The sequence below is a fragment of the Herbidospora mongoliensis genome (assembly GCF_001570545.1).
GTDB lineage: Bacteria > Actinomycetota > Actinomycetes > Streptosporangiales > Streptosporangiaceae > Herbidospora > Herbidospora mongoliensis.
This window is the reverse complement of sequence record NZ_BBXD01000026.1, coordinates 88,033-111,766: the sequence shown is the minus strand read 5'-3', so window position 1 is coordinate 111,766 and position 23,734 is coordinate 88,033. Positions and strand designations below refer to the sequence as shown.

Annotated in this window: 24 protein-coding genes, 1 tRNA gene and 1 pseudogene; 10 read left to right on the top strand and 16 right to left on the bottom strand. The window is 65.9% G+C overall.

The window, feature by feature from the left end; genetic code table 11:
- Nucleotides 1-28: 28 nt before the first annotated feature.
- The 4 genes from AW272_RS36565 to AW272_RS36555 all read left to right on the top strand — a co-directional run bounded on the left by AW272_RS36565 (nucleotide 29) and on the right by AW272_RS36555 (nucleotide 2,729).
- Nucleotides 29-103 (top strand) — tRNA-Lys (locus AW272_RS36565).
- Between the two features lie 308 nt (nucleotides 104-411).
- A complete protein-coding gene (locus tag AW272_RS36560; RefSeq protein ID WP_066374774.1) occupies nucleotides 412-768 on the top strand; it encodes a hypothetical protein in 357 nt (118 codons plus the stop codon).
- 169 nt (nucleotides 769-937) lie between these two features.
- Entirely contained in the window at nucleotides 938-1,639 is a 702-nt protein-coding gene (locus AW272_RS42840; protein WP_157519172.1) for a hypothetical protein, read from the top strand.
- Nucleotides 1,640-1,688: 49 nt separating this feature from the next.
- The gene (locus AW272_RS36555) at nucleotides 1,689-2,729 is read left to right on the top strand and encodes a hypothetical protein (RefSeq protein ID WP_066374770.1); all 1,041 of its coding nucleotides are present in this window, start codon (nucleotides 1,689-1,691) and stop codon (nucleotides 2,727-2,729) included.
- A 133-nt stretch (nucleotides 2,730-2,862) separates the two neighbouring features.
- On the opposite strand, the gene AW272_RS36550 is transcribed toward AW272_RS36555, so the two are convergent.
- The 3 genes from AW272_RS36550 to AW272_RS36540 are packed head-to-tail and all read right to left on the bottom strand — an operon-like array spanning nucleotide 2,863 to nucleotide 4,656.
- A complete protein-coding gene (locus tag AW272_RS36550; RefSeq protein WP_066374766.1) occupies nucleotides 2,863-3,255 on the bottom strand; it encodes a ubiquitination-like system serine protease family protein in 393 nt (130 codons plus the stop codon).
- Nucleotides 3,252-4,421 carry a ThiF family adenylyltransferase gene (locus AW272_RS36545; protein ID WP_066374763.1) on the bottom strand — a complete coding sequence of 390 codons (1,170 nt, stop codon included), beginning with the start codon at nucleotides 4,419-4,421 and terminating at the stop codon, nucleotides 3,252-3,254. Before AW272_RS36545 ends, AW272_RS36550 begins: the two co-directional genes overlap by 4 nt.
- A complete protein-coding gene (locus AW272_RS36540; RefSeq protein ID WP_066374754.1) occupies nucleotides 4,396-4,656 on the bottom strand; it encodes a multiubiquitin domain-containing protein in 261 nt (86 codons plus the stop codon). The genes AW272_RS36545 and AW272_RS36540 overlap by 26 nt, the downstream gene beginning before the upstream one ends.
- Nucleotides 4,657-4,793: 137 nt before the next feature.
- On the opposite strand from AW272_RS36540, the gene AW272_RS36535 reads away from it, so the two are divergent.
- A complete protein-coding gene (locus tag AW272_RS36535) occupies nucleotides 4,794-5,171 on the top strand; it encodes a helix-turn-helix domain-containing protein (RefSeq protein WP_066374751.1) in 378 nt (125 codons plus the stop codon).
- A 30-nt stretch (nucleotides 5,172-5,201) separates the two neighbouring features.
- Nucleotides 5,202-5,771 carry an ImmA/IrrE family metallo-endopeptidase gene (locus AW272_RS36530; protein ID WP_218011189.1) on the top strand — a complete coding sequence of 190 codons (570 nt, stop codon included), beginning with the start codon at nucleotides 5,202-5,204 and terminating at the stop codon, nucleotides 5,769-5,771.
- A gap of 275 nt (nucleotides 5,772-6,046) precedes the next feature.
- On the opposite strand, the gene AW272_RS36525 is transcribed toward AW272_RS36530, so the two are convergent.
- From AW272_RS36525 to AW272_RS36510, 5 genes and pseudogenes are all read right to left on the bottom strand, one after another.
- A complete protein-coding gene (locus AW272_RS36525; protein ID WP_245657902.1) occupies nucleotides 6,047-7,627 on the bottom strand; it encodes a site-specific integrase in 1,581 nt (526 codons plus the stop codon).
- 5 nt (nucleotides 7,628-7,632) lie between these two features.
- Entirely contained in the window at nucleotides 7,633-7,893 is a 261-nt protein-coding gene (locus AW272_RS36520; RefSeq protein ID WP_369408820.1) for a helix-turn-helix transcriptional regulator, read from the bottom strand.
- Between the two features lie 299 nt (nucleotides 7,894-8,192).
- Nucleotides 8,193-8,753, bottom strand: a complete 561-nt coding sequence (locus AW272_RS45415; RefSeq protein ID WP_066374747.1) for a hypothetical protein — start codon at nucleotides 8,751-8,753, stop codon at nucleotides 8,193-8,195.
- A gap of 139 nt (nucleotides 8,754-8,892) precedes the next feature.
- Nucleotides 8,893-9,303 (bottom strand): annotated as a pseudogene (locus AW272_RS46185) (EamA family transporter); the annotation flags it as partial.
- A gap of 8 nt (nucleotides 9,304-9,311) precedes the next feature.
- Nucleotides 9,312-9,863 (bottom strand): UTRA domain-containing protein, encoded by a 552-nt coding sequence (locus AW272_RS36510; RefSeq protein WP_066374745.1) that lies wholly within the window; start codon nucleotides 9,861-9,863, stop codon nucleotides 9,312-9,314.
- Nucleotides 9,864-10,331: 468 nt separating this feature from the next.
- On the opposite strand from AW272_RS36510, the gene AW272_RS36505 reads away from it, so the two are divergent.
- Both AW272_RS36505 and AW272_RS36495 read left to right on the top strand, forming a co-directional pair.
- Entirely contained in the window at nucleotides 10,332-10,964 is a 633-nt protein-coding gene (locus tag AW272_RS36505; protein ID WP_066374743.1) for an ATP-binding protein, read from the top strand.
- 696 nt (nucleotides 10,965-11,660) lie between these two features.
- Entirely contained in the window at nucleotides 11,661-12,212 is a 552-nt protein-coding gene (locus AW272_RS36495; protein ID WP_066374741.1) for an HAD family hydrolase, read from the top strand.
- 271 nt (nucleotides 12,213-12,483) lie between these two features.
- Here the strand turns inward: AW272_RS36495 and AW272_RS36490 are convergent, their stop codons facing one another.
- The 8 genes from AW272_RS36490 to AW272_RS36455 form a co-directional block, all read right to left on the bottom strand.
- Nucleotides 12,484-13,542 (bottom strand): hypothetical protein, encoded by a 1,059-nt coding sequence (locus tag AW272_RS36490; protein ID WP_218011188.1) that lies wholly within the window; start codon nucleotides 13,540-13,542, stop codon nucleotides 12,484-12,486.
- A gap of 73 nt (nucleotides 13,543-13,615) precedes the next feature.
- The gene (fxlM, locus tag AW272_RS36485; RefSeq protein ID WP_066374735.1) at nucleotides 13,616-15,691 is read right to left on the bottom strand and encodes a methyltransferase, FxLD system; all 2,076 of its coding nucleotides are present in this window, start codon (nucleotides 15,689-15,691) and stop codon (nucleotides 13,616-13,618) included.
- 29 nt (nucleotides 15,692-15,720) lie between these two features.
- Nucleotides 15,721-17,001 carry a lanthionine synthetase C family protein gene (locus AW272_RS36480; RefSeq protein ID WP_066374733.1) on the bottom strand — a complete coding sequence of 427 codons (1,281 nt, stop codon included), beginning with the start codon at nucleotides 16,999-17,001 and terminating at the stop codon, nucleotides 15,721-15,723.
- On the bottom strand, nucleotides 16,998-19,988 hold the full coding sequence (locus AW272_RS36475) for a lantibiotic dehydratase (RefSeq protein ID WP_218011186.1): 2,991 nt from the start codon (nucleotides 19,986-19,988) through the stop codon (nucleotides 16,998-17,000). Before AW272_RS36475 ends, AW272_RS36480 begins: the two co-directional genes overlap by 4 nt.
- 220 nt (nucleotides 19,989-20,208) lie before the next feature.
- Nucleotides 20,209-20,379 carry an FxLD family lanthipeptide gene (locus AW272_RS36470; RefSeq protein ID WP_218011185.1) on the bottom strand — a complete coding sequence of 57 codons (171 nt, stop codon included), beginning with the start codon at nucleotides 20,377-20,379 and terminating at the stop codon, nucleotides 20,209-20,211.
- Between the two features lie 219 nt (nucleotides 20,380-20,598).
- The gene (locus AW272_RS36465; protein WP_066374730.1) at nucleotides 20,599-21,447 is read right to left on the bottom strand and encodes a helix-turn-helix domain-containing protein; all 849 of its coding nucleotides are present in this window, start codon (nucleotides 21,445-21,447) and stop codon (nucleotides 20,599-20,601) included.
- A gap of 10 nt (nucleotides 21,448-21,457) precedes the next feature.
- A complete protein-coding gene (locus AW272_RS36460) occupies nucleotides 21,458-21,973 on the bottom strand; it encodes a DUF6879 family protein (protein WP_245657901.1) in 516 nt (171 codons plus the stop codon).
- Nucleotides 21,957-22,220, bottom strand: coding sequence for a hypothetical protein (locus AW272_RS36455; protein WP_066374727.1), 264 nt, complete (start codon nucleotides 22,218-22,220; stop codon nucleotides 21,957-21,959). Before AW272_RS36455 ends, AW272_RS36460 begins: the two co-directional genes overlap by 17 nt.
- Before the next feature lie 232 nt (nucleotides 22,221-22,452).
- On the opposite strand from AW272_RS36455, the gene AW272_RS36450 reads away from it, so the two are divergent.
- A complete protein-coding gene (locus AW272_RS36450; RefSeq protein WP_245657900.1) occupies nucleotides 22,453-23,070 on the top strand; it encodes a flavoprotein in 618 nt (205 codons plus the stop codon).
- Between the two features lie 61 nt (nucleotides 23,071-23,131).
- Nucleotides 23,132-23,698 carry a GNAT family N-acetyltransferase gene (locus AW272_RS42835; protein ID WP_169807705.1) on the top strand — a complete coding sequence of 189 codons (567 nt, stop codon included), beginning with the start codon at nucleotides 23,132-23,134 and terminating at the stop codon, nucleotides 23,696-23,698.
- Nucleotides 23,699-23,734: the final 36 nt, after the last annotated feature.

The window sequence follows — 23,734 nt, the reverse complement described above, 5'->3', positions numbered from 1 at the left end:
GAGCCGATCGCTGTACCCTGCATGGCAAGGGGTGCTAGCTCAATGGCAGAGCTCCGGACTTTTAATCCGTAGGTTCAGGGTTCGAATCCCTGGCGCCCCACCACTCTTGTCCCGATTTGACCGGTGGTTATGCCCCGGTTTGGGGCCTCGGACAGCGAGGCGAGATCGGCCTTGGTTGCTCGGCGATTGCTCATTGGTACGTCCGCATGCCAGGGCGAAGATCGCTAAGTGGGCCGGCGTCATGTCGGATCGATCTGACGGCCATAGAACATCACTCGAAGGCGGGCTTACGAGCGCCGCCCTCCTGGACCAGGTCGGCTTGGGGTCAAGCCTTGGTCAACACGCCGAGGCCGGGGTGAAGGTCGTTCAGGATGGCAGCCGTTTTGACGGCCCCTCCTGGAACGGATCGTTGTGCTTGTTCGTGCGTTCATCCTCTCGGCTGTCCTCGCCGCGACGGTCGCCGCGTCCGCAGCGCCCGCTGATCCCGGCCCGGAATGGGGCCACTCGACCGCCGCCGGGAGCATTCATGTCTCGGAGGACCGCCAGCACATCGTGGTGTGCGACAACAAGGCCGACAACCTGTATGTCGAGGCCGAGTACGCCACCTCGATCCTCGGCATCCATACCGTCGCCGACACCAACGGAGCCGAGTGGGGATGCAGCGAGAAGAGCACCATCTTCAGCCACATCGACGTGATCAAGATGTGCACCGGCATCAGGGGCGTCACGCGACGCTGCGAGCAGCCCGTATGGACCAGAAGCCGGTAGCCACGCGAACTGCGCGTCGCCCATCTCAGCCACCTCAAGGGACATGGCGGCCAGAGGGCGGCTCACTTGAGCACTGGCTGTGCTTGCCCGCCAATAAGGCAGTCCGCCCCGGTTGCCCCATTGAGCCGTTTGGTCCGGCCTGCTCTCAAATAACGAGATCATAAGCATCATGACGTATCCCGACCATGCTCCGTTGCCGCCGATTCTGTCCTCTACCGGACCCGGCCAGAGCAACTTTCTGATCCACTTCTGTGGTCGGAAGGCATGGTCGCCGATCACTCCCCACGTACCCCCTCCGATTCGGGCGATGACCCCTCAGGAGCGCTTGAACTCCATCCTCACCACTCAAACCATCCGCGGATTCACTCCTTTCCGCGCCCACGGGCCAGCCGTGTGCCTGTCCGAGAGCCCTGGCGATCATCTCTTACACATGCTCGCCGAGCGGGGGATGCCCCCTTGGGGCATCTTGCTTCGCCGCGCCGATGTCATCGCGGCCGGTGGCGGAGGCATCGCTTATCCCCCCGAGTCGGCCCACCAGCAGTGGCCCGAAGACGTGCAGGTCTGGGGAAATCCAATCCGGACTGACGGACGTGGGTTACTGGATTTCAGCTGGGAACGTGAATGGCGGGTTCCAGGCGAGTCCGTCGTTCTCAAACCCAAGATGGTCGCCGCAGTTCTCATCGGCGACCCAGATTGGAAGCCCAGCCCTGTAGCCACAGAGTGGGTGAACAGCTATACAGGTGAACCTCTGCCTCCCGATGTGTTCCCCGAATTCACGCCAGAAGCCGTCCGGTTGAACCGCTACCCGACCTCGTGGACCGATGCCGAGCATCTCTACTGGGATGGCGCGGCCCTGCACCTCATGCCATAAGAAATTTAAAACGATGAAACCTATGCCGCCAATCAATACCAGGCCCCAGATGTTGCCTATCGACCAACTGGAATGGGTCGACGCTGAGCATCTGTTCCAACGGCTATTGCAGATTGTCGAACGTGTCGATGCCAGGCTGTTCGGTGTGGCAGGGCAAGCGCAGGATGGGATCGACGTCTACGCGCGGCGCTCAGTGCCTCCGACGAACGAGGGAGACGGAGAGAGGGTTTACGCCGTCCTGCAGTCACGTCGGGTCAAGACTCTCACCGCCGCAAGGATCAAGAAAGCTGTCAACGATTTCCTGGTCGGCGAATGGGCAGACAAGACCGCCTCGTTCTACTTCGCCACTTCCTTCGATCTGCGCAAAACACAGCTTGACACCGAAATCCGGAAGCAGAGTGAACGACTGGCACAGCTTGGAATCGTCTTCGTTTCATGGGGCTCTCAGGAAGTTTCAACTTTACTGAAAGATCACCCACGTCTCGTGGACGAATTCTTCGGCCGACACTGGGTCGAGCATTTTTGCGGCCCGGAGGCTATCTCGGTTCTGGCCGGCCACGAACCGGTTCTCGTCGCCGATCGGACCGAGGACACCGCCGTGAGTCCTGCTCGCACGTTGAAGGCTTTTCTCGCCCATCACCAGTGGGAAGACGATGACGATTCCGAGATCCGGGACGGCAATGTCGCGGCTATGGCCACGTTCGCGGAGAGCATCCAGAGCCTCAGCCGACCTGCCCGAGTGATGCTCGCCCTCCTCTTGCAACACGGCCGTGACCTCGTCGGGCAAGTGGAAATCGGTGCAACATACGCCGTTGAAATCCAGGAGTTGATGGATTTCACAAGGATGACCGAGCAGGAGGTGGTCAGTCGGGTGGGTCAGCTGATCGGACGGAGGTTCGCGAAGATCGAATACGAGGACATGCACTTCGACACCTTCGTCGGCCCATACGTGGCCACGCGACCACATCCCGGCGACCTGCAGTGGGAAGACATCGTGTCGTACTGTCGCGCCCACGATGTACCGATCGACAAGATCTTCGTGGACCTCCGATTCGATCTGCTCGATGACCCAACAGGAAACCCGACATGACAGTCGTCCCCTGAACTCGATGCCGCCGACCGATGACGCGATCGGTTCCTCACCTCACGCGGAATCAGACCGAGGTCGGAGTTCCCATTTCGCCCCGAAGTCGCACGTGGGTTGAAGGCTTCACCTCGCAGAGTTATGGCCAGAGGCGGCGAATCATCTTCGAAATCGGGCCTGGGCGGTCTTGATCGAGGTGCTCCCGCAGGTCTCTTCGGTCGCGAGCCCGGTTGTCGGCGATCTCGTCGGCCGTGTAGCGGCGGCTCCACCGCACCGCGCCTTCCTTGATCCAGTAGTGGGAGTAGCAGGGCAGCCCCCAGTTACCGATCGAAGGACGTAGGGAAACGTTCTGGCCGTCGTAGGTTAGTGCCCACTGTGCGGGTGACAGCGGGGTGACGATCTCTTGTCCGCAGCCGCAGGCGCATAGGTGTCCGCAGGTCGCGTAGGGGATGGAGACGTAGAGGACTCCGTGCGTCATCTCCGGAGGGAAGCTTTCGACGAACTCCGGGCGCAGGAACGCGACCGCAGTCATGGCAGGTCCTCGTTGGCGATCTCGTTCGTGATCAGTGAATAGGTGGTGAAGGCCTCGTTGGTCATATCGGCATAGACGCCGATGTGGCGTTTCCAGCGGCCGACAGCGAGAAGTGCGTTGAGCGCGTTGAGGTCGGCGGTCTGGATGTTGCGGCCGTAGTCGTCGCGTTCCGGGGCCGGGGCCGGGATTCTGCGACGGGCTTCTGCGCGACGTTGCGGCAGGCTGGTGGAGACTCGCAGCAGGCCCGTGAGCTTGCCATCGATCTCCTCGATGCCCATGCCGACGTCGATGAACGGCACGCCTCGGGTCTCCAGCCAGTCCATGATCGGGATTTTGCTCAGCGCGTCGTCCGAGGCCAGGAACACGAAGGTGACCCCAGACAGGACTTCGAGGTTGTCCTCGTCGAGGTAGTGCTCGTGCGTCGTGATGCCGCGGTGCATCCGGGAGTAGACCGACGCGAAGTAGGCGGCCTTGTTCGGGCGTTCTCGGAGTGTCTCCAGCGGTGCCGCGCCCGGTGCGCGGAAGGCGTTGTGGTTGTCGAAGTGGTCTCCGTCGATGAGCAGGATCGACTCGACCTCGGTCTTGGCGACCTGGTCCACGATGTACCCGCCGGTGCCGCCGAGTCCGATGATCGCAATGTGGTGGCCCCGGAAGCGACGGTGGACCGTCGCAAGCCCGGCCCGCGAGGTGGCAGTGTCGCGGTAGACGAAGGGCGAGTCGTCCTCGACTTCCTGCCAGGCCGCTCCCGGGATGGCCGTGACCATCGGGTCCAGTGCCTGTGCCTGGTCGGCGATCATCCGGGTGTAGGCGGTGACCTTGGTGTACTGGTCGGGGTAGCCGTTCGGGCCCGGTTTGGAGGACAGCATGAAGTTCGCCTGGACACCGTCGGCAATCGCCCGGAACTCGTCGTTGACCATCGGCAGCCTGCGGCCGTGCTCGTCGCACGGTGCCGAGCCTCCGAACCAGATGCGGTGGTCGGTGTCGGAGACGACCCGGTCGCCGCTGACGGTGACCGGGTAGGCGAGGAATCCGTATTGGACGGTCCCGGCCTCGGTGACGTAGGGAATGTGCCGGACGAGCAGGTGCCCCGCCTGCACCACGACGTCATAGCCGTCGTCGAGCAGGCGGGACAGGTCCGGATCACGAACGAGAGGTGCGGACGACATCGAAGACCATTCCGTTCTTGACGTTCACACTGCGGCCGGCGGTCAGGCTTCCGGCTCCGTGCCCGTCGTGGCCACGGCTGTACCGGACAGTGAAGGTGTCCTGGTCGGTCGGCGGCTGGCCCGGGTAGGCGAGCTCGACGAGCTGCTCGAAAGTGATGGCCTTCTCCCGCCAGGGGTGCGAGCGGGTGTTGACGATGATCGAGACGGGCGGACGCCCGTGGTCGTCGTGAGACATGGGTTTCTCCTGTGGCGCATGGCGAGCCCGGTCCACACCTGCGCCAGATGTAGACCAGTGCTCGAAGTTTCGAGCACTGCTACTGTGGCAGGGGTGAGCGACATATCGAGCGTTGGTAGAAGTCAGGGGCACCCGGGATGAGCGACAGCCCTGGGGTCAACGTGAAGGCGCTGCACGCGGCCCTGGATGCCGCGCGCACCGAAAGGGACCTATCGTGGCGGCAGTTGGCCAAGGAGATCGGCGTGTCAGCGTCGACGATCTCCCGCATGGCCAGCGGCTTGAAGCCGGACGTCACGGCGTTCGCGGCGATGACCACCTGGCTGCGGATGCCAGCCGAGTCCTTCTACGTGGATCCGATGCGAACAGACGACGAGGAGCCGGAACTCGTGGCCTCCATCGCCCCCCTGCTGCGGGCGCGTCGTGATCTGTCAGAGAACGATGTGGCGTACCTCGAAGAGGTCATCGCCGCCGCAGCCCGGCGGTTCCGGGTCGAACGAGAAGGCCGGGAGGGCTAAATGGCCCGAGGTGGGTGGACGCAGCCGCTGATGCGCGAGGTCGTGCTCGAGGAGCGGGCAGAGCTCGGGCTGAGCCCGACAGATCCACTCGATCCGTACGCGCTGGCCGACGCCCATGGGATCCCTGTTTACGGAATCGGGGATCTACTCGATCACGGTGTGAGCCCGGAAGCCTTTGGTCACTTCACCCTCGGTGATGCGGCCGCGTGGTCCGCCGCGCTGGTTCCGCTGGGCACGGCACGTCTCATCGTGGAGAACGAGTCCCACTCCCTCGCCCGGCGCCGGTCGAACATCGCCCACGAACTCGGCCATTTCTTGCTGGAACACCCCTTCGACAGGGTGATCCTCGGAGAGGACCACAAGCGCCAGTTCGATGAGAAACAGGAGAACGAAGCTAAGTTCATGGCCGGCGAGCTGTTGATTCCACTCGCTGCAGCCGCGCGGATGGCCTTCGACGGCTGGGACAACACGCGCGTCGCCGAGGCTTACGGGGTGAGCAAGCAGTTCGCGCAGATGCAGATGAAGGGCCAGCGTGTGCGGGCGCAACGAGCCGAACTCAAATACGGCTTCGGCAAGTCGGCAACCGCTACCTCGAACTGAACTCCATCCTGCTACGACGGGCCAGCCAGTCCGCAATGCGAGGCAAATCTCAGCCATCCGACTCAGCGCCGACCACCCTCAGACCCGCAGTCCAACAGTCGACTCGGTTGTCAGAGAGCGGGCCAGAGCGCTTCGAAATAGGCGAGATATCGGCGTCGACCCATGTCCTTCATGCACCCCCACCCACCGAAGACAGCATAGGCCCGCCTCGAGTTCGAAGCGGGCCTGTGCTGATCTGGAAATCAGCCTTACTTGAGCACCTCGTGACTACCGGATCAGTGTCTGAAGCGTCGCGCGGAACTCGGTTTGCGTCGCCCATGAGAAAGAACTGACGGGGACGGGGTGGCCAGGAGGGCTGCCGTCGATTCCGCCGCCGCTGCCGCGACCTCCGGGTAGACGCTGGTATAGGTGTCGCGAGTGAAAGTCGAGGAGACATGGCCGAGTGTCTCCTGCACGATCTTCATCTCGACGCCCGCCGCCAGCATCAGGGAGGCGGCCCCGTGGCGGAGGTCGTGCAGCCGGACCGGCGGGAGGCCCGCTTCGAAGGCGATCCAGTAAAACTGGTCGGTTGCTATCTGCGGGTGTAGCGGCCGGCCGAGTTCGTCGGTGAAGGCGAATCCGCTGTCGGCCCAGGCGTCTCCCGCCGCCAGGCGTTCCTTGGCCTGGTTGGCGCGGTGTTTTTTGAGGAGTCTCATCGTCTCGGCGTCGACGGCGATGACGCGGTCGCTGGCGTCGGTTTTGGGTTTGCCCTGGACGGGTTGCCAGCCGAGTTGGGTGATCTGCCAGTGCACGCCGATCGTGTTGCCGGCGAAGTTGACGTCCTGCCAGCGCAGGCCCACCGCCTCGCCTCGGCGAAGTCCTCGCAGGGTGATCAGCCGGTACAGCAGGTGGAGGCGGTGGCGTTCGGCGCGGGTCAGGAAGGTTGAGGTCTGGGCGGGTGTCCACACCATGACCGGTGAGGGGCGCGGGGTGGATATGTAGCAGCCGATCACGTCCACCCTGGCTCGTGCCCGGCGTGCCAGGTCGGTGCGGGCGTTGTAGTCGGCTCGCCAGCGGGTAACCCGTTCGTCGGTCCAGATGACGGGTTTGGGCCGGGTGACGGCTGGGAGTTCGACGACGGCGGCGGGGTTGAAGTCCCGCAGCCGGTCTTGCTTGATCGCGATGTTGAGGGCGTGCCGCAGAGTGGCGCGGATGCGGTGCATCGAGGAGGCTCCGACCGGCCGCCGATAGCGCACCTTCTTGATCCGCTCCGGGTCGCCGCTGGCCCGCTCGATGGCGATGACGTCGTTGAACTCCTCGATCGCGTCGAACATCCCGGCGACGTCGGAGACCCGCAGGCGGTCCAGCCGGATGTCCCCCAGGTAGGGGGTGAGGTAGATGCGGACGTGGGCGGCGTAGCCGTTTCGGGTGGTGGCTTCGATCCGGCGTTTGCGGGCCAGGAACTCCTCGAGCCATTCGGCGACGGTGATCTGCCGGTTGAGGTCCTGGTGCGTGCGGGCCTTGCGCCGGACCTCCTCGGTGTCGGGGAGTTTCTTGGTGTTCTTCAGCACCGCCAGGATCAGGTCGGTGATGCGTCGTTTGACGTGGGCGTCTTCGTCCAGGGCGAGCAGGCCGCGGGCGTGGTCGAGTTCGGCTTCGGCTTCTTCCTGGGTGTCGAATCCGGTCCGTCGCAGGGGGTTGCGGCGCGTGCCGTCGGCGTGTGGCGGTAGTTCGAGTTGGTAGGCCCATTTGCCGTGGGTGCTGCTCCAGCGGTCTCCGCCTCGGCTCGGTCTGCGGAGTTTCGGGCAGTTGGCGCCGAGCCGTTTTCCTTTCTCGTCGCGGCATGTGCAGGTCTTGTAGGTGGTTCCGTTGGCCACCGAGGTCATCCCTTCTCGTGCTCGTCGCCGCGACGGGGTTCGTCGTCGGCGTATCCGAGCAGCGCCCGCACACCACGGACCGGGACGACGTACCGGCCGCCGATTCGCAGGACCCGGCACGGGAACTCACCGTCTTGGGCCAGGCGGTAGGCCTTGGTACGGCCCATGCCGAGCAGTCGTCCGGCGGTCACCACGTCGACCACCTCGGCCCCCGCCTCCCCGAGATTGCCGGGGAGGTTCGGCAGGCTTCGCGTGTTCGTCCTCACTGATCACCTCTGCGGAAGCGGTGGGACACGAAACCGGCCGTCTATGGGTTCGATCGGCCGGGCGGCCGACAGGGCGGCCGGTCACGGTGACGGCGGCGTGTGCGGGGCGCTGCGCCACCGACCGGCCCGTCCGGCACCCCCGGGCGCTGGACCCGCGTAGGTCGGGTACAGCGGCCCCCTGGGCACGTGGCGGCACCGGTCGGTGGCGGCGGTATCGACGCCCACCTCCACACCCGCCGTCAAGCAAAATCCGCTGGTCAGAACGCCGATTGCCCTGGGACTAGTCAGTCCCCGAATGGCTATGGGTTCTGCTCTGGCGCTGCTTGGATCGGGCCGGCCGGAGCCTTGCGGAAGATCAGCAGGTCCTCGTGCGCGGTGGCGTGGATCGGCAGACCCCGCGCCCAGCCCTTGCGGGCCTCGTGAAGCTGGAAGAACGACGCCCGGTTCACCAGACGGTCCTGGCCCAGCCCGCACAGCAGGCACACGATCCGGTCGGTCAGGACAAGACCAACCTGTCCGGCGGCCTGCTGGACCTGGCCCGGCAGGTCGATGAGTTCTCCGCGTTCCCGATAGGGGCGGACGGTGACCGCCACCACCCCGCCGGGCCGCAGCAGCCGGACACAACCCGACAGGATCCGGCCGAACCCCTCCAGCAGACCAGGCAGACCTTGATGAGCCAAGTTGGCCCGGTCCCGCGAGTAGAGGTGGTTCCACTTGCGGACCCCGGGCTGGCCGCTGTCGCGGCTGGAGCGCACGTGACCGTGTGTGGCGGCTCCGTAGGGCGGCGAGGTGAGAACCAACGCCGCCTGCCCAACCGCATCGGACAGCAGCGCGCTGATGGCGCGGGCGTCTCCGACCACAACCTTGCCGTTCGCGGCCAGCTAGAAAGCGGTTCATGTACACATAGCTGACTCCATAGCTTGCCGCAGAGATGAGGGCCGCGACTCCTCCCCAGCTAGCAATCTCAGAACTGGACTGCCACGGCGAGAAGATCACCACAGTGCCGGCGAAGCCGATGCCGAATCCCGCGAGCTTCAAGCGGGAGATCGCACGATCATAGCCCGTGAACAGCCCAAATAGGATCGTCCAAATCGGCGTAGTGGCGTTGATCACTCCGGCGATACTAGAACTGACCGATTGCTCAGCCACCGCGAACAGCGTGTATGGAATCGCATTCGCGAATAGCGCCGCGACGGTCAGGTGAAACCACAAGGTGCCGTTAGCAGGGAAGACTAAGTTTCGCACCCGCACCACGATCAAAAGGACCAGTGCACCGAGGGCCAGTCGAGCGAAGGCCACCTGGGCCGGGGAGAGTCCTCGCAGAGCGATCGAGATCCATAGGAAGTTTGAGCCCCAAAGGATCGCCAGAAGCGCCAGGCGGCCGACATTCGCACCTCCCACTCGATCCATGCCCTTCATCATTCAATAGGCATCTCATAGGACAGGCCAGCAAGGTCAGAGCGCGAGACAAATCTTGTCATTTCATAGGGCGTACCATCCTGATCGATACTGATATGCACCGTGTCGAGCACTGGCACACCGGGAGGGAGTTGCAGGTATCCAACCTCGTCGACCTTCGGCATTCGCGCCCCGACATCCTCTTGCTGCCTTTTCATGATGTGGCCGCGCTCTTCCAGAATCCCGTGGATTCCATAGGGATGGCCTACGTCGGGATTGAGAAGGCCGGTCCCCTCTGCTATGACCCACGGGATGTACGTCGTGACCCGATGAACCGGGTCGGCATCGGCGAAGAATATGTTTTCGCGTACGAGAACGCTGTGTTCAGTGGCGGAGATCCGGAGACGCGAAGAAACTTCTGCCGGCGGAACAGCTCGTTCGATGCTCAGCACCTCGAAGCGGCCGGTCTTTCCCTGCTTCGCGCACTCAAGCAGGAATGGCGACAGCCCGGATTCACGGTATTTGGGCGAGTAGCGGTCGCTTCCAAGTCGTATGAGAAACGCGGACAGCATCTGCGAAGCCGAGATCGAAACTCATCCGTTTCGGCGTACTAACACCCCAAAACCTGTGACCCAGACGTGGTGCGGTGCGGCGCCCCACGTCCCCACGTACGACCTGGCTGGCAAGGAGGGAACAGCCAGGCCGTACTCGAGGAGGGCACCAATGGCCGGAGTAACGCTCTCCTCGCCTGGCGGCGCCCGGCATGCTGCTCGACGCCGAGGCGCCGCCAGGACTCCCCGGCCAGCACGGAAACGAGTCACCGAAACCTACGGGGCGACTGCGGATAACGGGTCTGCCGCGAAAGACGAATCTTCAGGCTACTGCCGCGTGGCCGCCGAACTGTGACCGCGCTCTGGGAGGTGCGACCCGTGGATGGCTTCCGAACTACTCGACACAAGCAACAACCTGACCCGACGGTGCACGACATCGCCCGGGACAACGGCGGACGACATGGTTCTTCACCGGCAGGCTTACCAGGAGTGCCACAGGAGCGACGCACCGAGGCCGGCACCGGAGAGCGTCGTAGGTACGAGGCAGAGGGCAGCGTCGAAGGCATTCGGCGGCCCTACGAAAAGCTGTCTGCGCACCCGATCTCCGTACGCGTGGCGCGCGCCTTGGTTCGGGATCTGCTCCATCAGTGGCAGCGCCCGGACCTGGTGGAGAGCGTGGAGCTCATCACCGCGGAACTCATCTCCAACGCTCTGAAGGCGACGGCAGACGCCCTGGCCGCCGAAAGCCGTAACGCCGGGGAGTCCGGCGAACCGCCGACGGTGGTTGGCCTGGGCCTCTACCAGATCCGGACTGGCATCGTTGTAGAGGTCTGGGACCGCTCCCGCATGCCGCCGAAGGCGGTCAACCCCACAGAGGAAGAGGAAGGCGGCCGGGGACTGCTGCTGGTTGGCGCGCTGTCACGGGCCTGGGGTTACCGGCGTCCGCTCCCCGGCGGGAAGGTCGTGTACGCGACGGTGGAGGCGGGTGCGGGAGCCGACACGTTACGTCTAGTGACGGTGCCCAAGTCCGAGCAGACGGCGGCGACCATCACGGCCTACGAGGGATCGCCACCCGCAATCGGTACCGCGCGACCGTGCGCGGAACGGGCGATCTCGTCGTGACGTGGCCGATGGTGCAACCAAAGCTGCGCGTCCCGTTCGTGATCGCGTATTCCGGTGAGCTGGTCTCCACCCCGATCGGGTTCGTGAAGCGATCGATCGGAGGCGTCCGGTTGTCCTATCGCCTCAGCCAGAGGGGCGATGTGGTGAGCGGGGTGTTGCGAGCGCGCTGTTTGCAGACACGGGCGGGGTTGCCTCAGTGGCGGCTACTCAATACACGGCGTCAGTGGGCAGCGATGGAGAGACTGCTGTGCCAGGTATGCGGAGAACCGGCGCCGGACGATGATGGCCGCATTCCGTGGATCATGACCGCGACGGCGTTCCGGGAGATCGACGAGACGAGTGGCCTGACCAGCGCACCCCCGACCTGTAGGACCTGCATCCCCGAAGCGCTGGACAGCTGCCCCCGGTTGGGAATCTCCTCAGCGGTGTACACAGCAGGCCGGTCCCATGTGGCTGCGGTCCTGGCCGACATGTACACCCCTGGCCCACGCTGCGGCGCTGGCCTCTACCAGGCGGTTCCCACAGGGGAGCACAACGTGGAGGTGTCTTTCAGCCGGGCCGACCTGCTGCCATACGCATTGGCGACCCAGCTCATCGTCCAGGTTGACGACCTTCAACCCGCAGCCCCCTATCCCCCAGAGACAAGGCGGTCGTGATGCTCACCGGAGTCACGACGAACAGAGAGAAAGAGAGGCCATGACACAGAAGACGGAGGAATCGCGGACCGAACCCGTTGGAGCGGCGTCGTGGCTGAACGGCATCGCCTGCCTGGTACTCGACTATGCGGCCCTGACCGACAAAGACGCCGCCATCAACCCGGCGCTTGGGATGCCCCCGGTCAAGGCCGAACACGCCGAGGTAGTGCACGGACTTTACGCGGCGGGCTTCCGGCTGGTGCTGGCCACCGACAGCAACCCCGGCCTGGACCGGCGATGGGGACTGCGGGAAGCGGGGATCGACGAGCTATTCGCCGTATTCCTCCAGTCAGGGCAACTGGGATTGAGCAAGCCGGACGGCATCTTCTACGAACTGGTCACCACGGCTGCGGTATGCCGCCCGGACCGGATCGTCACCATCGGACACTCCATGATCAAGGACTGCCAGCAGCCAATCCGGTATGGGATGTACGCGGCGCTTATCCGCCCCCTCGGGCTGGAAGCCGGCGAAGTCCTCCCGCACGGCGCACGGCTGATCCGCGGACTGGAAGATCTGATCGAGCGCACCCCTGTCAGCCAGTCCGCGAGCTGACTAGCGCCCCCCGGTGAGAGCGAAGACCGACGCGGAACCCAACTCTCACTCCGATGAACCGCCGCCGACCAACCCCAGGTTCCGTGGGCCTGGGCGAAGCCGTCCTGCGCGTAGCCCCCGCAGGCGCGGACGGCAGGTCTGGCGGCTGGCGGCGGGGAGGGCCGAGCATGCTCCCCTCCCCGCCGTCCAACCTGAGGGAACGGCATGTACGACACTGTGGAGTTGATCGGCGTCCACCACATCAGTCGGTGATGCCGGCGGATCACCTACCTCACCTTCCCGGCTGTTGAGGCTCGCTGGCTCTGTGCGATGCGAACTGTGTGATGACGGCTTCGCTGACGGAGAGGGCCGTCTCCAGCAGATCGATCGTTGACGTGGGCAGCGGTCGGCCGAGGCCACTCTGGTCTAGCACGGTCTCCAGGTCCTGGGCCTGTTCAGCAGTTCCTGCCGAGATGCAGTCGTGGTGCGCCAAGAGGTCACGGGCGGCATAGCCATCGCGGGCGTCGAGGACGGCACGGAATATGTCGTGTGCGACGGCTTGCGCGGTTGGATGATTGAGGTCGCCGATGGCGTCGATGAGCGACAGCGCCAGCCGGGTACGGAAGACCACCAGCGTGGCGTCCGGCTGTACGTTCCGGCACCGGGACACCACGCCAGCCAGGTCAGATGGGCGCAACTGCTGGATGTCCGCTCGGATCAGCGTGGTGAGGCAGGCGTTCACGGCGGCCTCCCACGGCTCACCAGGTTCGGTGTCGGCGAGCAATTGCAGGGCATCGGAGTGCTCGCCGCAGGTGGCGCGGGCGATGATGGCGACCTGGCGTCCGTCGAGCATTCGCGTACCGATGCCGTTGTGGCACCGCAGCCAGGTCTCGGCTTCGTACCAGCGGCCAGCGACGGTCAGGGCACGAGTGCCGTCGGCCAGTTGCACACTCCACAGCCAGCGGCTGAGTTCACGGTGGCCGTCGGCGGTGTTGGTAAGTGCGGCCGCAGGGACAGTCAGGCCGTCGATGACCGTGTCTATTCGGCTCAGGACAGACTGGTAGAGGTCGTCGAGCAGAGCGACAGCAGCATCTCCGGAGCCGGCGCGAGTGTGGAGCCGGGCTAGGTTGACCAGGGGTTCGAGAGCGTTGCGGGCTGTTTGGGAGTCGTCGACCGGCCCGGCGAGATAGGCGAGTGCGTGGCGGTGGCACCAGGCACGGGCGAGGTCGGGCTGCCCACAATCCGACGCGATGAGGGCGGCCTGGTTGTGGACACGTGATGCGGTGGTCCGGTCGCCATCCTGGGCAGCCCTGTCCGCGAGTTCAGCGAGAGCGGTGATCCTCGCGGACAAGGCTGTACACGGTGGACGCGACCGGGCGATCAGAGGAAAGCGTTGTGCTATCGGCCCGGTGGGGTCCATCGCGTCATTCCCAGATGACGCTGATGGGGTGGCGCGGCCGGTCGATGACGAACTGGCCCTCGTCCGGGTTGGCTGTCGGGGCGGTGTCGGACAGCTCGAAGCGAACAGCGCGGTGCCGGAACCGAGCATCCCAGGTGGTTGCCTCCGCAGCGATGCGGTCGGCCAGGGACACGGCGGCGGGCCCGTGGCCGGTGACGCCGATCTCGTACCGTTTCTGCCCGTCGACCGGCGTGGCCGGACGCAGGGCGAGGTAGGCGAGGTTCGGTCCTTCGACGGTGGCCATCGCGCCCCACGGGAACATCGGATCGACCTGCTTGCGGTCGATCGCCGCCTCGGCCGCGTTCATCCGCATGATGGAGTTCGGGAGCCGCAGCGCCAGCCACAGGTCGAGCCACTCGTACGGCACCATCGGCGGGAAGACGACGCCGGTCCACACGGTCACGGCCAGAGTGTCGAGCAGGTCGGCGAGCTGGCCGGCGTCAACGTCCTGGTCCTTGTTGACCTGGAGCGTCACGTCCCGCTCGGAGTTGAGGGCCACGATCCGCCGGGCGTCGTCCCCGAGCCCGCGCAGCGGCATGAAGACGGCGAGCTGGGAGTCGACGCTGCGCCATCCCTCGCCGGTGCGAACGAATGCGATGGAGCGGGATGCGGCGCCTCGCAGCCGGAGCGGGACGACCAGACGGCCGTCTGCGGCGAGCTGGTCAAGCCAGGCGGTGGGGACCTCGTAGGCGCCGACGGTGGCGATGATCCGGTTGTAGGGGGCGCCGTCCGGGTGGCCGAGTGCGCCGTCCGCCAGGAGGACATCGACGTTGCCGACCTCGGCCGCGGCGAGGTGCTGGCGGGCGCCGTCGACGAGATCGGCGTCGACGTCGATGGTGGTGACGTGTCCGGCCTCGCCGACCAGGTGCCCCATGAGGGCGGCGTTGTAACCGGTGCCCGCGCCGGCCTCAAGCACCCGGTCACCGGGTCGGAGGTCGAGCTGTTCGAGCATCATGCCGACGATGCGGGGCTGGCTGGCCGCACTGATCTTGGCACCGTCGCCAGCGGTCTTGGTGTAGACCGGCTCGTCGGCGTAGGCGTCTCGTGCCGGAACGTGGGGAACGAACAGGTGGCGGGGAACAGCTGCGAACGCGGCGCGCACGCCAGGACTCTGGATCACCTGGTCCCCGGCCAGCCTCTCGGTCATCGCGACGCGAAGGGCCTCGGGAGTTGCCTCTTGATCACTTACGGTAGTCATCTGGGAAACCTTAAAGGTCGGTGGTGACCCTGGCCGGAGCAACACCACGGCGTCGAAGCCGAAGGTGCCGGTCATGGCGAGGGCCGCCATAGTGGATAGATCGGACACGGAGATCCCGGCCCGGTTGGCGTGAAAGATGATGTGGTGCGCCAGCACGGCGCGTAGCCCGCGCGTCAGCAGGCCACGTTGGGCCAGCGTGAGCAGCGCTTGACCGGTCTCCTCGAACGCGTCGATCCAGGGCCGGTATCCGGCAAGCGGACCGTCCGATTCGGTCAGTCCGACCGGGTTGACGCTGAGCAGCCGCGTCATGGCCGTCACCAGAGGCGCGCGGCGCTGCTCATCGAACACGGCCGGATCGACGAGGTCGATCGGTCGTTCTTCGGCGACCTTGGCCCACACGTCGCCCTGTTCGTAGCGGTCGAGTCCCGCGGCGCGCAGCAGGACAGCGCAGAGCATGGCGGTGATTTCCCGCTGGCCCAGCGGTGACGGGGTGCGTTCACGGGCGAGCAGGTGGTGGCTGTCGACGTGGAAGAGGCGGTGAGCGCAGTCAATGCCGTCTGAGCCACCGAAGGCGATGATCTCGGGTTCGTAGATGTTCGGGTGCCAGTGAAGGATCTGCCCGTCGACGACGAGCTTGTCGAGCTGGTCGGCGACGGTGGCGAAGCCGGCGGCGTCAGTGCAGACGCGGAGCCGCCACACCTGCTTGCGGATGTACCACCAGCCGGTGAGCAGCCCGCTCTGCACAGCACGGTCGAGCTCGGGGGCGAGGAGGCGGGCCAGGATCTGACGGCCGGTTTCGGAATTGGTGGCGATGTCGGCCTGCTGCCAGAGGTGATTCGTCATCGATGCAATTCCCTCGGATGGTCGATGGATCAGCGGATGAGCAGGCAGGCGTCCCACCCCGTCTGCGGCAGCATCGCGGCAGCTGGTGCCTGTACGGCCAGGGCGACACCGGCCGCGCCTTCCAGGAGCCCTGGGCCACGACCCTCGGGGTGGAGCAGTGCGGCCGTGGTGATCTCTGGATCGGTGTCCGGAGGATGGACGGCGTCGAGCATGGCCTCGGCGGCGGCTCGCAGTTGTGCTGCGGTTTCCAGGTCAGCGTCGGCGGCCATCTGCGTAGCCAGATGCGCCATGCCACCGAATCCATGGCATAGGGAGGCATCGACAGTGGCGGCGCGTTGAGCCGGATCGTTGAGGGCCAGGACCAGCGCCCGCTCCGCCGCCCGTTGCCGATCGACGTCGCCGAGGACGATCGCAGCGAGCTGCTGCGCGCGAGCGAGTCCGGCCGTGCCGTAGCACCAGGACGGGCGCTGGGGGTGCTCATGGGAGGCAGGTGCGCCACCATCGTGTTGGTCGCGGGTGACCCAGTAAGGCCAGGCCGGTCCGGTGGCGGTGTCAGCGCGCCAGTGGTCCAGCCATGTGCAGATCGCGGTGATGGCCTCCGTGTGGCCGGGCACGGTGATCCCGGCGCGGACCGCCAGGGCCAGGAGGGCGAGTGGTCCGCCGATGCCGTGAGCGACGCCGACGTTGGCGTGTCCGTCCGGGAACTGTTGGTCGAGGTCGCCGTGCGGCCCGACCGGTGTCCACCAGCCGGGGACGGTTCGCCCGGCGTGTGTAGCGGGTTCGGTGAGCCGCACCAGGTAGGACAACACCGCTGCGAGCGCCGGGCTGTCGGGCGTCCGGTAAAGCAGGTAGGCGCCGAGTCCGGTCACCCCGCGGACGACGTCAAAGTCTGCCAGGAGGGGACGGTGACCGGCGGCGAGCTGGCGGTCGTGGTCGGCCGCTCGATTGTGGGCGTCTTCGGCGACCGTGGCGTCCAGCTGGCGCAGCGTGGACTGGTAGGCGCCGGGCAACTGCTCGGCGACGGTGGCGAGCGCGAAGGCGAGCGCTGGTACGCCGTAGTTCAAGTGGCTGTTCGTCCCGCTGGTGGCGGCGGTCCGAGCGATGTAAGCGAGCCAGTCGTGCGCGCGTTGCCATGGGGCCAGCCCGGCAGCGGCCCGCTCACTGTGGAGCAGCACGATCCCGGCCGCACCGTGGGCGAGGTGATGTGGCCACCAGGTCCGGCCAGCAGCCAGCGAATCAGCGATTGCAGGATCGGCCAGGTGATCCGCGACAGCTTCGGCTACGACGAGTACGGGGTGGTCGCGGTTCACGTGGCGGCCTTCCCGGTTCGGGCCCGCCAGGCGAGCGCGGCAGCACGAGCCAGGTACAGGCAGATCGGCTCGTCGTCGAAGTCGATGCCATAGGCGCGGATGTAGTGCCCGTGCAGGATGTGCCGTAGCGCGTCATCGCCGCTGATACCGGCGACATCAGGCCCGGGTTCGGCGAGGAGGGAGTGCCAGTCGGCCAACGCCGCCTCTCGGGGCCGCCATGCATCGACGATCGCGGCACCGCCAGGTGCGGCACGAAGCGCAGCCCATCCGGCGTGGGGGTTGGCGATTCGTACCGCCTCAGCGAACACGGGCCGGGGAACTGCTGTCCGAGGTGCGGCTGCGGGGAGATGCTCGATGAGCCAACGCATTCCGGCGGCCACGTCACCGAGATAGGCGACGGTGATGGCGACGGTGTGTGCGGCGATCAGCGCCTGCCGGTGCGGCCGGATTGCCTGCTGGAGCTGGATGAGCACGGTGCGCGAATCTGCGGCGAACACCCGCTCGGCGGCGCCGAGTGCCGCGCCGGAGCCCCACCGGCCGGTCTCGGTGTAGGAGGTCGGGTATCGAACTTCGCGCAGCAGCCCTGCCCGGTGCAGGCGCTCCGCCCACTCACTGACGATCCGTGCAGCGGGCCCGAAGGCATGCGGATCGGTGAGCCGAAGCCGCAGGCGTAGGTGCGGGTCGAGCCGGTCGGCGTCCCGGTAGCGCAGGAACCACCAGTGCGGCTCGACGTCGAATGAGGCGAGCAGCTCGGGGAGGTGATCAGCGAGCAGCGTGTCCTGGCGGCGCATGTCGCCGTAGAGCTGCGCGTACAGCACGGTTGACGCGCCGGGTGCATCACCGTGACAACGGTGGATGACCCTGCCTGGTGACGGTACGGGCAGCCGTGGCCAGGGCGGCGGAGCGGTTGCTTGCAACGGCACGATCACTTCGTGCGCGCGGTCGGCACACCAGCCTGCCCCGAGCGGGTCCACGACCTCGGTCAGGAGGGCGTGTGCAGCGACTCGCAGGTGCCGACGTAGCAGTACCCGATGCCCTGGTTGGCTCAGGTCGAGTGTCAGCCGGTGGTCGTCGACGACAAGGCGTATGTGCGCCGGCATCCGGCGCCGTTCTCGCCAGTCAGCCAGTTCCTCGTCCCATTGCGCAGCCGAGATGTCCGGACCTGGTAGGTCTGTGGCGAGCAACCGCCAAGTCGCCGGTGCCAGGATCACCCTGCCGTAGCGGATCCGGGGGCGAAATGGCAGCTTGGAGGCGGCGCCCCAGCGCAGGCCGGTGACCAACGCGCACTGAGCACGGGTGACCTCGATCATGAATCGCGCCACAGGCGGAGTGTGGGTCCGCAGGTTCAGCGAGTGCAGCGCCGACACTTCGATCCGGTGACCCAAAGCCGGGACCGCGAGGTAAAGCCGACGGCCGTCACACCCGACGGCTATGTCGCGCACGGTGAGTGACCCATCGCCTGCCGGGCGGTGTTCGGCGAGGCTGAGCACCATCGGGAGGACATGCGGTGCTCGGGTGACGTGCGCGGTCGCCGGGTCCAACGGCGGAAACGACGCCTGGACCAGCAAGGTGTCCTCGTCAGGGGCTGGCAGCGCGGTCATCGCCGCGGTGTGCTCCTCGACGGTGCCGGGGTCCAGGACAGGAAGAAAGCGGCCGGTCAGCCCACCGACGTTGCGGGAGACCTGCACCATCTCGAGCGTGTACTTGCCCTGCTGCAATGCCTGCCGCCCCGTGGCGTTGACCCGGACGGCGATTTCGAGGTGCGACGGCAAACGTGGTTCGGTGGGGCCGACGTCCAACGCGGCGATCAGGGCCTCGTCGAGTTGGACCTCTCGTTGGCCTTCGATCGCGGCGGTCTGCGCGAGCGACAGCAGCAACTCGTCGCGTTCCTTCACGTGCGGCGGTGGAGGGTCGATGAGCGTTCCGGGATATCCGGCCGGAAGCCCGATGCCACAGTCGGGATCGACGAGATCCAGCAGCGGGACCAAGGCCCCGATCCCGTAGCGCTCGTAGAAGGCTCGGTGGTAGTCCCGCCAGGACGGGGTGCCGTAGGGGTATTCACTGAGCCGGGCCAGCACGAGCGCAGCCTGTTGCACATCGGCGGCGACCTGCTGCGGCAGGACGACTTCGGCATCCAGGCGAAGATCCAGAGCCAGGGGGTGCCGTGTGGAAGGGGACTGCGACCGCATCCGTTCGACGAGCTGCTGCCGTACCTCGGCCTGACCGGCGGGCGGTGCGGTGTTGTGCTCGCCGAGCAGGTGAAGGGAATCACGCAGGCACCGCGTGAGTTCGGCGATCTCATCGAGATCGGTGATACCGGCAGTGTCGAGTACCCGCACGAGATGGTCGAGCGGGTTCGTCTCGGTGCTGGGAGCATGCAGGTTGGTGATCAGCACCCGGCGGGTGATGAGCGTGGACACCATCGCGGTGATTCGCTCGATGGAAACGGTGGCGGCTTCGGCCTGGAGCTTCGCCACGAGTTCCGCAACAGGGATCGGGCGTTGGGCCGACTCGACCACCAGCTGTACCGCCGAGGTCAGCCTGATCGTCACTTCGGTGGGAACTACGGCACGCTCACCGTCGAAACGTGGCTGGTGCGGAACGACCACGTCGTCACCGCGTTTGGTCAGAGTGGAGTTCGTGGTCACATCGAGCCGGATCAGCACATCGGGGGTGGCTTCGAGCCGGTCGATGACCTCGGCCAGCCATCCGGCCGCCGGTTGAGCTACCGCCCGGTGGGCATCGCCCCATGTCGCTCCCGCAACTGTGGCCGGGCCGAACTCTGCTGGGGCGACGCCAGCGACAAGCCCGAACGGAGTGGGGCGCCCGGTCATGCGAAGCAGGTATCGACTCACCGAGAGCAGGCTGCGGCGGACCCGGCGGGCATCCAGTTCGGCCGGGTCGGCGGCATACTGCTCTTGCACCGCACGGGCCAGATCGGGGCTGGCATGGCTGATGGCCTCGGCAACCGGGCCGATCTCCCACACCTGCCGCAACCAAGTCTGCGCGGCCTGGACGCTCGCTGTTGTCCACGGTTCCTCAATGTCTGGCCATGCGGGCAGAGCGAAGGGCGCGTGCGCGCAGGCTCGCAACAGAGCGGCCCCTACGACCTTGAACGATGCCGAGGGCACAGTCACCTCCGGAAGCGAGATTCGGTGCTGGCCAGCATCTGCCGCCGACCAGCACCCGGACGCGAGGTCGTTCAGCTCAGCCGGTGGTACAGGCCGTGCAAGTGCTGCCGCACCCGTCGTCGGTCAGCCGGACCAGACCGCCGAGGTCCGCCTGCTCGATCACGGTGATGTCCAGCTCGAAGGCCGCCGAGTCGAGGCGACCCTGCTGCTTCGGTGCGTCCAACACGGTCGGTGCTGCTGCTGCCATGCCGATCACTCCTTCGGTAGGGGCGACGGTTGCCAGGGAATGTGCAGAACGGCGGGCCATCAACCGCGCCGCCGACGACGTGAGATTCGACCAACGTCACCGGCCGATGCGCTGACGGCTATCGGCTCCCCGCCGGCCTCCACATGACGGCCACCTGTTCAGACGCTAGGGACGACGACACCTCGCGCTCAACGATCTTCTATGAAGTTGCACGGCGATTTACGCGAGCGCGTTGCGGGCGGCGACGATCAGAGACCGGGCGGCGGCACCATACTGCGCCAGAGCTGCCAGCTCGCTGAATGCCTGGACGTAGAGCTCGATTTCGCTCGGCTGGGTGATGGTCAGGTAGCCGGACACCAGCTCGACGTTCACCTGAGCAGCGTCGTAGATCCAGAAACCTTCGACCGGCCAGCGGCTGCGATCTGACCGCATGGGCACCACACCGAGGCTGACGTTGGGCAGCGCGCTGACCGCGTGGAGGTGCTCAAGCTGGCTGGCCATCACCGCAGTGCCGCCGATGCCTGCGCGGAGAACGGACTCCTCCACCAAGATGGCGAACCGGTGATCGCCTTCGCGGAGTATCCGCTGACGTTCGACGCGTGCGGCCACCGCCTCGTCGACGTCGTCGACAAGGCCACGGCGCTGCTGGACGGCCCGCAGGACGGCTTCCGTATAGGCCGGCGTCTGGATCATGCCGGGTATCAGCCATGAGGAGTATGACCGGAAGTTACGCGTTCGTTCGTACAGCGGCAGCCTGGCTTCCTGGGCCTGGCGCAGCCCGGCCCTCTCCATCCGGCGCCACTCGACCCACATACCCTCCACCACGCGCAGCGACGCGATGAGATCCGGGGCCTGCTGGTCAGCGCCGCAATGGGCAGTCCACAGCTGGATGTCCTCCGCCGATGGCGGGGTTACCGCGTTCTCGATGCGCGAGACTTTCGAGGCGTGCCAACCGCACCGGGCGGCCAGTTCGCGCCCGGTGAGATTGGCGTCGCGGCGTAGTTCGGCGAGCCGGTCTGCGAGAACTTGTCGCGCCCGTTGGACGCTCGATGACGCCGCTGCGCGCATGGACGGAGGTTCAGTCGGGCTGGTACTGGTCGTGCGGGATGGCTCGATCCCAGATGGCCTCGAACGCCGCGGCGCAGCCCTTCGCCACGTGAAAGTCGTTGCACAGCTCCATTCCGGGGTCTGCCCATTGCCCGGCGCCGGTGAAGTGGTTGAAGATCACCAATTCGTCGTCGAAGGCCCAGAAATCCACGCCGGGCAGCAGCAGGTCGGTGGTGCGTCGACGCGGCAGCCACCGGACCTGCTCGCCGGCGGCGATGTTGGTGAAGGTCCCGTCGTACTCGTAGCGGATGTACGGGTGGATCGGCTCGGAGATGATCCGCGCTCGTCTCATCACCACGCCGCGCTGGGTGGCTTCGGCTACAACGTCCAGCCAAGGCCGCCACCATGAGGCCCGGTCGTTCGGGTCGGACCGTTCTCCACGCTGCCACGCGAGGAACGCGGGGTCGTCGAGCATGTAGCTGTCGCGCATCTCCAGGTGCACCGCTGAACGTCTGGCCGACGCGAGCGCTTCACGAATTGCTGTCACCGTGTACCTCGCTGTCGGGCCGAGGAAGGAACTGGAGCATGTTGGCCGGGAGACGGATCACGGTCTCGTGCTCGGGGACGTCGGTCGTGTGCCCAGGCACCGATCCGACCTCCTGGCAGGTCCGCAAGGTCGCCTCGTCGGCCTTGTACGACTGGATCACCAGGTCCCCGGTGTCTTCGTCCAGCCAGATGGTCGGTGAGCCGTCGTCCGGGGTGTTGGGGTAGATCCCTAGAAACTTTAGCTTCACGGCTGCCTCCAGGTGCCATGCGTTGCACGGATGTGCACGACGATTGACGAGCCCGTCTTGGCTCGTCAATCACTGCGCGGAATAGGCATATGTCCATGACGGTCAGGACGCTTTCTGCGCGGTGATACTGGTGGAGTTCGGATCGCCCTCATGCGAGCGATGTCGATCATCTGCCAGACGTAAGAAGCCGGTCTTGGCCATGAGGTGCAGCCCGATCGAACAATCCGCACTGATGGACGACAGCAACAGGGCTCGAACAGGCCGGGAGATTGACACCATGCCCGAGGGAAAACAGCCCGTTCTGTATGTGATCGGCTGTGGAGGGCGCCCGGCCGGAGGGCTCCCAGATCTGGTCACGTCGTTGCAGTCCGATGGCTGGACGGTCTGCGTGATCAGCACGCCGTCAGGCGCGAGGTTCGTCGATCGCGCTCTTCTCGCTGAACTGACGGGCTATCCGGTACGGGTGGAATACGAGCGACCCGAAGAGCCTCCGGTCTTGCCGCTGGCCGATGCCATAGCCGTAGTACCCGCGACCTTCAACACGATCAATAAGTGGGCGCTGGGAATCAGTGACACCCTAGCTCTGGGGCTGCTGAACGAGGCGATCGGCCTCGGACTGCCTTTGGTCGCGGCCCCCTGGCCCAACACCGCGTTGGCCCGCCACCCTGCGTTCATGCCGAGCGTGGAGCGCCTGACCACCTGCGGAGTTTCCTTCGTGTGGGATGTCGAGCGACTGCCCCTGCCCAACTCTGGCGAGCCGGGCGCAGCTTCGTTCCCCTGGTCGGAACTGCACTCCGAAATAGGCAGGATCCGCACTATCTGTACGAATCGGATCGGCGGCGGCCGATGAGCCGAGTGGCGTGATCCAGGCCCTATCGCCACCCACTCAGCTTCCGCCTACGCTCAGCGACGTGACAGCCGGGATCGCAACCCAAACGCTTTCAGGAAGCCTCGCGCTTCCTTTCGGCCCTACGGTAAGTGCGCTTTACCAGCAAGTTTTTCGGCTTCCGCCTTTCCATACGGACGATGCGGGGTTCGCCGGCCAACGAGCGAACTTTCCAAAGCTGCTCAATCGGCCCGGCTTTCTGCTGACGCTCGCGCACGTTAGCGGAGAGCACGTGGGGTTCGGCTACGGCCATCTGCTGCCGCCCGAGACCCGGTGGTGGAAGGGTCTACAGGAGCCTCTCGAAGAGGAGTTCGCCATTGAGACCGGGGCGAGAACCTTCGCGATCATCGACTTCGGGGTTCTTCCTGACTGGCGCGGACGCAGCATCGGCCGCCTGGTGCACGACGAGCTTCTGAGCAGGTCAGGCGCGGAGCGTGCGACCCTGGCCGTCCGGCCGACAGCGACCGAGACCCGTGCTGTCTATCGGCACTGGGGCTGGCGAAAGGTCGGACATGAAGTCATGGACCCACCGATCCCATCACCGTCATTCGACATCATGATCTCGGATTCGATGCCCAAGATCGACGGATAAGGGCCACCACCCCCAGGCTTGTCCGCCCTTCTCGGT